General features: G+C 73.3%; 7 protein-coding genes and 1 pseudogene. 4 read left to right on the top strand and 4 right to left on the bottom strand.

Going from position 1 to position 9,017, the window contains the following annotated elements; all coding sequences use genetic code 11:
* Both VGR06_RS36770 and VGR06_RS36765 read left to right on the top strand, forming a co-directional pair.
* A pseudogene (locus VGR06_RS36770) lies at positions 1–401 on the top strand (hypothetical protein); the annotation flags it as partial.
* Between the two features lie 43 nt (positions 402–444).
* Positions 445–1,278 carry an alpha/beta hydrolase gene (locus tag VGR06_RS36765; protein ID WP_327563832.1) on the top strand — a complete coding sequence of 278 codons (834 nt, stop codon included), beginning with the start codon at positions 445–447 and terminating at the stop codon, positions 1,276–1,278.
* Positions 1,279–1,328: 50 nt separating this feature from the next.
* Here the strand turns inward: VGR06_RS36765 and VGR06_RS36760 are convergent, their stop codons facing one another.
* The 4 genes from VGR06_RS36760 to VGR06_RS36745 form a co-directional block, all read right to left on the bottom strand.
* A complete protein-coding gene (locus VGR06_RS36760; protein WP_327563831.1) occupies positions 1,329–2,321 on the bottom strand; it encodes a C40 family peptidase in 993 nt (330 codons plus the stop codon).
* Positions 2,322–2,786: 465 nt separating this feature from the next.
* On the bottom strand, positions 2,787–2,984 hold the full coding sequence (locus VGR06_RS36755; protein ID WP_327563830.1) for a hypothetical protein: 198 nt from the start codon (positions 2,982–2,984) through the stop codon (positions 2,787–2,789).
* A 100-nt stretch (positions 2,985–3,084) separates the two neighbouring features.
* A complete protein-coding gene (locus tag VGR06_RS36750; protein ID WP_327563829.1) occupies positions 3,085–4,848 on the bottom strand; it encodes a D-alanyl-D-alanine carboxypeptidase family protein in 1,764 nt (587 codons plus the stop codon).
* Positions 4,849–4,891: 43 nt separating this feature from the next.
* Positions 4,892–6,265, bottom strand: coding sequence for an NYN domain-containing protein (locus tag VGR06_RS36745; protein WP_327563828.1), 1,374 nt, complete (start codon positions 6,263–6,265; stop codon positions 4,892–4,894).
* A gap of 70 nt (positions 6,266–6,335) precedes the next feature.
* Here VGR06_RS36745 and VGR06_RS36740 point away from each other — a divergent pair, with 70 nt between their 5' ends.
* Both VGR06_RS36740 and VGR06_RS36735 read left to right on the top strand, forming a co-directional pair.
* Entirely contained in the window at positions 6,336–8,033 is a 1,698-nt protein-coding gene (locus VGR06_RS36740) for a DEDD exonuclease domain-containing protein (protein WP_327563827.1), read from the top strand.
* A 380-nt stretch (positions 8,034–8,413) separates the two neighbouring features.
* Positions 8,414–8,992 carry a hypothetical protein gene (locus tag VGR06_RS36735; RefSeq protein ID WP_327563826.1) on the top strand — a complete coding sequence of 193 codons (579 nt, stop codon included), beginning with the start codon at positions 8,414–8,416 and terminating at the stop codon, positions 8,990–8,992.
* Positions 8,993–9,017: the final 25 nt, after the last annotated feature.

Here is a 9,017-nt window from a genome sequence, read left to right as displayed (position 1 = left end):
ACGGCTGGGGCTGGGTCGACGGCGCCGGGGTGCGGGCCCTGACGGCGCACGGCCGGATCGAGGCGTCGCCGGAGCCCGGCGTGCCCGCCGAGGTGTGGGCACTGCCGCGCCTGCGCCTGCCCTACCGCGACTACCTGCTCTTTCGGGGGCCACCGCGGGCGGCACTGGACATGGGTTGGCACATCTCTCCCCTCAGGTTCGAACCGCAGTCGCCGAGCCTGCTCTGGCCGGCCGACCACACCTGGTGTGTGGCCACCGAGATCGACTTCGACTCCACCCTCGTCGGCGGCGGCGCGGACCTGATCGGCGCCGTGCTCGCCGCCCCCGCCCTGGACGCCTGGCCGATCGAACCCGACGACGACCTCACCAGGTTCGGCGACCTGCTCAACTCCGTGCCCTGAAACGCGTTTGCCCGCCGGGAAACGGCACTGCCATGATCCGGCGGTGCCTGACCTCTCCGCGCGTGACGGGACGAAGCTTGCCTACGAGGCCATCGGGCAGGGCCGGCCGGTGGTCTGCCTGCCGGGCGGCCCGATGCAGGACTCGGTGTATCTCGGGGATCTCGGCGGTCTGTCCGGGTACCTGCGGCTGATCCGGTTCGACCTCCGGGGCACCGGGCGGTCGGCGGCACCGGAGGACATGACATCGTGCCGCTGCGACCGGCTGGTCGACGACGTCGAGGCGCTCCGCGAGCACCTCGGCCTCGAGCGGGTGGACCTGCTCGCGCACTGCCCCGGCGCGAACCTCGCCGAGTGGTACGCGATCCGCCACCCGGACCGGGTCGGCCGGATGGCCCTGGTCACGCCCAGCCCGGTCGGCGCCGGCGTCGCCGTCACCAGCGAGGTTCGGCGCGAGATCGTGCGAAGCCGGGCGGGTGAGCCGTGGTTCGGACCGGCCTCGGCGGCGTTCGAGGCGATCCAGGCCGGGCGGGCCACCGACGACGACTGGGACCAGATCGCACCGTTCACCTACGGCCGCTGGGACGCCGCGGCCCAGACCCACTACGCCGGGTCGGAGAACCAGCGGAACGCGGAGGCGGCCGCCGCCTACGTGGAGGGCTACGCCCCGGACGCCGTCCGCCCGGCACTGGGCACCGTCGACGCTCCCGTCCTGTTGCTCGCCGGGGAGGTCGACATCTCGGCCCCGCCGAGCGCCGTGGCCGAGCTCGCCTCGCTCTTCCCCGACGCCACGCTCACCACGCAACCGGGAGCGGGCCACTACCCCTGGCTGGACGACCCCGCCGCCTTTACGAGGCCCGTCGCGGGGTTCCTGGCATGACAACGGGGCCCGGCGCGGGTGGCGCCGGGCCCCGAGGTTCGTGCGTTGGATCAGCCGACGATGCGCTTGGCGCCGAAGTAGTCGCTGCCGGCACCGGAAACCGGAACGACCTTGACCGGGACGCCGGAGGTGGAGGCGTGCACGATGTTGCCGTTGCCGATGTACATGGCGACGTGGTGAATGCTGCTGGCGCTGCCTCCGTAGAAGAGCAGGTCGCCGGCAACCCACTGGCCGGAGGCTACCGGCTTGCCGTAGGTGTACTGGGCGCGGCTGGAGTGCGGAAGGCTCACCCCGGCCGCTTTGTAGGCGAACATGACCAGGCCGGAGCAGTCGAACTGGTCCGGACCGGCGGCACCGTAGACGTAGCGGTCGCCCACCTGGTCGAGCGCGGTCTGCACGGCGTCATGAGCGGCGCCGGCAGGAGCCAGGTAGACGGTCTTGTCCACGGGACCGACGAGGTCGGCGATGTCCTTCGTGCTCAGCTTGTTGTACGCCTTCCTCGCCGCCTCCGACTTCTGGTCCAGGTCGATCTTGGCCTGGCTGAGCTGCTGGGCCAGTTGCTCGGCGGCGGTCTTGGCGTCCTGCGCCCGCTTCTGCGCGTCCGTCGCCTTGTTGCGGGCGTCGGCCGCGGTGTCGACCGCATTGGTGAACTTCTGCAGGGCCTCCTGGTTCTCGGTGGCGAGAACGTTCAGCGCGGTCGCCCGCTCCAGGAAGTCCCGCTGCGAGCTGCCGCCGAGGAGGGCGGAGAGATTGGAGAATCGGGCGCCTTGAAACGAGGCGTTGGCGAGCGCGTCCACGGAGCCACGGAACTGCTCCTCCTGGGCGTGCGCGCCGGTCTCGGTCTGCTGGGCGGTGGCCAGATCGGCGTTGGCCTTGTCCAGCTCGCCCTGCTTGTTCGTCAGGTCGTTCTTGGCGGCGAGGAAGTCCTCGTTCACCTTCTCGGCCTGAGCGGACACGTCCTGGTACTGCTTCAGGGCATCCGAGGCGTTGTTCGGGGCGGGAGGCTGCGCAAGTGCCGGGGTAACCGGGTAGAAACCGATCACCGTGACAACAGCGGTGATGCTGAGGGCTCCACGGACTGCGCGCTTCATTCGATGCGACGCCACGTCGCGGGTGTCTCCTTCGTATCGGACCGCCGACGGGGCAAGCCCATGTTCAAAGCACACAGGCGTGCACCCCACCGTGGGGGATTTCCGGTCCGGCCTCCCGACAAGGCCGAATCAGCGGCGATCCCGCGTCGCTGTCTCGGGGTTGACAGCGATTCGGCCGCGAGATCTCGGCTAGGTTACGAAAAGTGAGTCAACCCGTCTAGCTGACGCGGCGGAGAACGCGGTGAACGCTCGACGAAACACCAATGGAGCAGCGGCAACTCCGCAATGTGACCGCGGCTACACCCCCGTTCACCTGGTCGTGTGCCGCTCGGCGACAGCGGACGACCGCTCACCGACACCCCTGCATCGCCCGGGCGTGTCGCGGCCCAGCGACCGGCGCGAAGCGGACGAAAAGAACTAAGCCGACTTCTCCACCGGGGTCAGTTGTAGTCGCGGCACCAGGCCGGCTCCGGCAAGGATGTCGATGGCCCGCCGCTCGAACGGGTCCAGCTCGACGCCGCTCGGCGGCGCCCCGAGCAGCACGGTGACCACACAGTCCTGGCAGGAAAGCCCACGCACCGAACAGGTGTCGCAGTCCACCGTCAGCGTCGACATGTCCGAACTCCTTCCGCATCCCTTAACTTCCACCGCGAAGGCTAGAGCGGACCACCGACAATTCTCGTTCAGATGTTCGAAAATCACCCGTTCGTGCAGGTCAGAGACCCACGAACTCCCAGTGCCAGGGCTCCTCGCGGCCCCGGCCGGGCTGCGCCCACGGCGGGTTGGACCAGCCGAACGCCGGCGCGAACCGCTCCAGCCAGCCGTGCTCCGCCGTGCCGAAGGACTGGGCGCCACCGCACAGGTCCACGGCCAGCCCCCAGCCGTGGTTGCTGGTCCCCGGCACCGCCGCCAGCGCCGGCTTGAGCGCGTAGAGCCGCACCTGGGAGTCGAACGTGCGGTACGAGTCGGTCACGCACAACGGCCGCCCGAACACCGAGCCGAAGGCCGCGCTCATCGCCCGGAACGAGGCGGCGGCGTCGCAGCGCAGGGCATGATCACCGACGCCGATCGGGCAGAGCGCGGTCAGCGGGATGAAGCCGTTCGGATAGCCGCCCCAGGCACCCGCGGCCTCCCCGGCGGCCCGCGGCGGCAGCTCCACCCCGCCGCAGCGCCAGGGCAGGCCGCCGTCGCTGCGCTGGGGCACCGGCGCGGCCGGCCGCGCCGGCAGCGCCGGGCGGCCGACCCCGAGCAGGCTCTCCCCCGCCGGCAGGTCGGTGACCACCACGCCGGCCAGCCGGGCGTCCGCGGTGAGCATGGTGCGCTGGTCGAGCAGGATGCCCACGCTCTGCACGCCGTACCGGGGCGGACCGGCGAACACCAGGTCGCCGGGCTGCGCGTCGGGCAGCGCGACCGGGGTCAGGGTCGCCAGCTGCTCGGCGGCGGACGCCGGCAAGGGCAGGCCGGCGCCGCCGAAGGCCGTCCGGACGAGCCCGTCGCAGGAGTACGCGTCCGGGCCGTCGCCGCCCTTGCCCGGCACGTACGGCCGGCCGAGCGCGCCGACGGCCGCGGTCACCGCCTTGACCGTCTCCGCGGGCAGCACCAGCAGGCGTTCGCCGGTGGGCAGGCTCACCTGCGCCACACCGGGTTGCGGCCCGGTGGAGCCGGTCAGCGGCTGCAGGCCGGCCGGCAGCCGGGCCGGATCCCGCAGCGCCGCGGCCGGCGGTGGCTTGATCCCGAGCGCGGCGAGCCGGTCGGTGTAGGCGCGCCAGTTGGCCGCGGTGGCGGCGTTGCGGTCCTGCTGGCCGCGCTGCGCGGCGATCACCGCGGCGTTCGTGTCGGTCAGGAAACCGCGCAGCTCCGAGGAGACCGCCGCGGCGCGGTTGGTGGCGTCGGCGTTGCGCCGGTCCAGCTCGGCCGTGCGCTCGGTGGCCGTCCGCTCGGCACCGGCCGCGGCCCGCTCGCCGTCGGCGGCGGTCTGCTGGCGGCGCAGCGCCGCGGTCATCCGGCTGTCCTGGTCGGCGCGGATCTGCCGGACCAGCTCGGCGCGGGCCAGGTAGTCGCGCGGGCCGCTGGCGCCGAACAGCGCCTGCATCCCGCTCGGCGTGGCCATCGCCGAGTACACCGCGGCGGAGTAGGCGTCCACCTCGGCCTGCTGCGCGGCCACCACCCGGTCGGCCTGCTCACGCTCGGCTTTAGCGGCATTGAGCTGGTCCGTCGCTTTGTGCAACTCATCCTCGGCGGCATGGATGCGGGCGGACAGGTCACCAAGCTCGCGCTGCACGTCCGAGGCGGTGCGCTGGAGTTGGGCCACCTTGGGGTCGGCGAACGCCTCCCCCGGGCGGGTGTCCGGTACCGGCGCGCCCGGCGCCACCCCGGCCTCGACCTGGTTCGGCTCCGGCGGTGCGGCGCCGGCGAACGGGTGGGCCGCGAGCAGCGCGGCGACCAGCGACAACGCCACGCCGAACGTCAGCCTCCGCACTCCCACACCTTGTCTAACGCGGACGGTGCGATCACGTCACGCCCTACACCCGGCCGAGTCGGGCCAGGAGCACCGCGGAGGGGACGGGGTGCGCGCCGCGGCGGCGGACGGAGTCGGCGACGGCACGGTCGGAGGTGACCACGACCACCGGGCGGCCCTCCGGCTCGGCCGTGACCAGGGCGCGGATGACGTCGTCGGCGAGCACGCCCGGGTCGCTGAACAGGACCCGGACGCCGCGTGGTGCGGTGGTCGGGACGGCGATCACGCCGGCGCCGTCGAAGACCAGGGTGACCTCGGCGGAGGTGCGGGCGGCGAGCGCGGCGAGCTGGCGGACCAGGCGGTCGCGCTGGTCGGACAGGGAAAGCTCGGGGTAGCCGGTCTTGGTGACGTTGTAGCCGTCGACGACCAGGTGCACCGAGGGCAGGGCGAGCAGGCGGTCGAGGGCGGCCGGGTCCTCGACGCGGCCGACCACGCCCTGGGCCGCGGTGGCGCCCCGGACCAGGTCGGCGGGGCGCGGGCCGGAGCCGCCGAGGGCCAGCTCGCGGCGCAGGCCGGTGACGGCGCCGTCCAGCGTGTCCACCAGCAGGGCCAGGCGGACCTCGTCGGCCTGCCGGGCCTCGCGGGCGGACTGCCGGGCGATCTCGGCTTCGGTCTCGGCGCGCTCGGCCCGGATCCGTTCGATCTCGGAGCGCTCCCGCTCGCGGTCCCGCTGCTCGGTCAGCACGTTCACCTGGCCGGTGGCCTCGGCCCGGATCCGTTCCACGTCGGCGGTCGCGTGGGCGGCCTCGTCCCGGGCCTCGCGCAGCCGCACACCCTGCTCGCGGAGCTTCTTGCGGAGCCGTTCCAGCTCGGCCTCGCCCTCGGCGCGGACCCGGTCGGCCACACCCTGGGCGGCGTTCAGCTCGTCCTGCACGCGGCTGAGCTCGGCCTGCATGCGCTCGGCCCGGGCCACCGCGGCGTCCCGCTCGGCGCGCAGGGTGGCGTCGGAGGCCCGGCGGGAGACCAGCTCGAGGTAGTGGTCCGCGGTGTCCTCGCCGAGCAGCACGGCGGCCGCGGCGACCGCGGCGGGGTCGGCGCCGGCGAGGTCCAGGGCGGCCGGGCGGTGCTCGCGGCTCCACTCGACGACGGCGGTGCGGAACGCGATCGAGTCGCGCAGGTTCGCCACCAGCGCGCCGGCACCCAGCCGGGCCCGCTTGGCCGGCGCGAACCGAGCCACCGCCCGCAGCTGCTGCGGGATGTCCACCCGCGGCAGCGTGCCGATGGCCTCGGCGGCGAGCTCGGAAAGCTTGGCGCGCACGGCATCGGGCAGCTGGGTCCAGTCCACAGTGGACTCATGGGCGGCATCCCGGTCGTCCACGGGGGACGGGCCGGCGGGCGCGTCGTGCGCCGGCTCGACCGGTTGGGATGACGGTGCCATCCATCAAGGCTAACTGGCCGTCTCCGAGCATGCGCGGACTTGTCGGTGGGGTGGCTTAGCGTCCGCGGTGATGTCCAGACCGCGGAGCCCCCAGCTCTCCTTCGACGAGCTCGGCACACCGTTGCGGACGACCACGTTCGTGGTGTTCGACCTGGAGACCACGGGCGGCAGCCGGGAGTCCGACACGATCACCGAGATCGGTGCGGTGAAGGTGCGCGGCGGCGAGGTGCTCGGCGAGTTCGCCACCCTGGTCGACCCAGGGCGCGGCATCCCGCCGGACGTGGTGGCGCTGACCGGGATCACCAACGCGATGGTGTACTCGGCGCCGTCGCTGGAGCGGGTGCTGCCGGCGTTTCTGGAGTTCATCGGGGGCGCGGTGCTGGTGGCGCACAACTCGGGGTTCGACATCGGGTTCCTGCGCTCGGCCTGCCACCGGTTCGGTTACGCCTGGCCGAAACCGGTGGTGGTGTGCACGGTGCGGCTGGCCCGCCGGGTGCTGTCCCGGGAGGAGGCGCCGACCTGCCGGCTGTCCGCGCTGGCGGAGCTGTTCCGCGCGCGGGTCACGCCGGTGCACCGGGCGCTGCCGGATGCGCAGGCGACCGTGGACGTGCTGCACAGCCTGCTGGAACGGGTGGGCTCGATCGGCGTGCAGTCGCTGGAGGAGCTGCTCGACTACATCCCGGACGTCACGCCGGAGCAGCGGCGCAAGCGGTCGCTGGCCGAGGGTCTGCCGTCGGCGCCCGGGGTGTACCTGTTCCGCGGGCCGGGCGACGAGGTGCTGTACGTGGGCACGGCGTCGGACCTGCGGCGGCGGGTGCGGCAGTACTTCACCGCCAGCGAGACCCGGCGGCGGCTGCGGGAGATGGTGCAGCTCGCGGTGCGGGTGGACTCGGTGGGGTGCGCGCACCCGCTGGAGGCGGAGGTGCGCGAGCTTCGGCTGCTGGCCGCGCACAAGCCGATGTACAACCGGCGGTCGAAGAACCCGCGGAGCGCGTGGTGGATCACGCTGACCGACGAGGCGTTTCCGCGGCTGTCGGTGGTTCGGGTGCCGCGGGACGGCGCCCTGGGCCCGTTCCGGTCGCCGAAGCTGGCCGGCGAGGCGGCGCTGGCGTTGCAGGACGCGACCGGGATACGTCCGTGCACGCAACGGATTCCGGTGCGGGCGCATGGAAAGCCGTGCGCGCTGGCGGAGTTGGGGCGGTGCGGGGCGCCGTGTGCCGGGCGGCAGAGCGTGGCGGAGTACCGGCCGTCGGTCGAGGCGATCACCCTGCTGGTGGCCGGGCGGCGGCTGGATCCGTTGCGGCACTTGGCAGATCGGTTGTCGATGCTGGCCGAGGCGGGCCGCTACGAGGACGCGGTGTTCAGCCGCGACCGGATGCGCACGCTGATCCGCGCGCTGGACCGCGGGCAGCGGCTGGCGGCGCTCGCCGCGATGGCGGAGCTGGTCGCGGCGCGGCCGGACGGGGACCGGGGCTGGCAGTTCGCGGTGGTCAGGCACGGGCGGCTGGCCTCGGCCGGGGTCGCCCGCCGAGGTGTGCCGCCGATGCCGGTGGTGGAGGCACTCGTGGCCGCCGCGGAAACGGTGCGACCCGGGCCGGGACCGTTGCGCGGCGCCCCCGCCGAGGAGGTCGCCGCCATCCTCCGCTGGCTGGACCGCCCGGGCACCCGCATGGTGCGCTGCTCGCAGCCGTGGACCGAGCCCGCCCAGTGCGCCGCGAGCTGGCGGCCCTGGCTGGAGCGCGCCCAGCCGGCCAGGCCAGTGCCCTGAAGGCGGCCTTCGGGGCACTGGACGTCAACGGCAGGAACTTGAGGGCCACTGGGCGCTGGCCTGATCACGTCCGCACGACACCGGGTCCTGGCGGGGCTGGTGTTGCCGGCCGTGCACCGGCGCGGTGACCTGTGTGATCGCTGTCCGTGATCAGTGTTTGGTTGCCGAACGGCGATGGGTGTGGCTCTCGCTGGCCGCGTACAGATCGGGGCTGGCCGCGGGCCCGACCAGGGACGCCGCCTCGCCGGCGAGAGCGGGCCGAGCGGGATCCGGGTCGCCGCCGGGGTCGAGTCGATCACGACCCCGAGCGCCGCGCGGACCTGCCGGGGGCGGTAGGCCAGGGCGAACAGCACCGGTCCCGGCGGCGGCTGCCGGAGCAGATGAGCGAGCAGCTCGGCCGTTCCGCCGGCGGCCCAGTGCAGGTCATCCAGCAGCACCGCGAGCGGCCGGCGGGTAGCGACCTCGGCCAGCGCCGCGCGGACCGCGCCGAACAGCCGGTAGCGCTCGAGGCTTCGGCCGCGGCACGTCCGGCCGGCGGGGTAGGCGTCGAGGCCATCCACGAATGCCTGTTCGGCCCGTCGATCCTCGAGGTCGACCTCGACGACCTGGACGGCCAGCTGATCACCAACGGCGGCAGCAGCGACCGGATCCGGGCGACGTTCCGGTCGGGCGTCGTGCCGGCGACCCAGATCAGGATCACGCTGAGGAGCGCGGCGACGGTGACCGCGCGCAAGGAGTTGACCGCTGAGGACGTTCTCGGCACCGACAAGGGAACTATCTTCACCCAGGACGCGAACCACGGTCCGAACAGCATGACCAGGTCGCTCGCGGCGGTGAACAAGCTGTTCTTCTTGAAGGCCAAGGCGTTCGGCGTGATGTGCGCGGTCTACGTGGTCGACAGCTTCGAGCTGAGCCAGCATGCCGGGCAGGAGATCATCATCAACCGGCTGGCGGACTGACCGCCGCGGTGGGTGGAAACGTTGG

Source organism: Actinophytocola sp. (assembly GCF_036002505.1).
Classification (GTDB): domain Bacteria; phylum Actinomycetota; class Actinomycetes; order Mycobacteriales; family Pseudonocardiaceae; genus DASYTH01.
Note: the sequence above shows the minus strand (reverse complement) of the source record. Positions and strands in the feature narration are given on the sequence as shown.

Coding starts and splice junctions, on each gene's coding strand:
- VGR06_RS36755 (WP_327563830.1), bottom strand. CDS start 2,984: ATGTCGACGCTGACGGTGGACTGCGACACCTGTTCGGTGCGTGGGCTT.
- VGR06_RS36745 (WP_327563828.1), bottom strand. CDS start 6,265: ATGGCACCGTCATCCCAACCGGTCGAGCCGGCGCACGACGCGCCCGCC.
- VGR06_RS36740 (WP_327563827.1), top strand. CDS start 6,336: ATGTCCAGACCGCGGAGCCCCCAGCTCTCCTTCGACGAGCTCGGCACA.
- VGR06_RS36735 (WP_327563826.1), top strand. CDS start 8,414: ATGAGCGAGCAGCTCGGCCGTTCCGCCGGCGGCCCAGTGCAGGTCATC.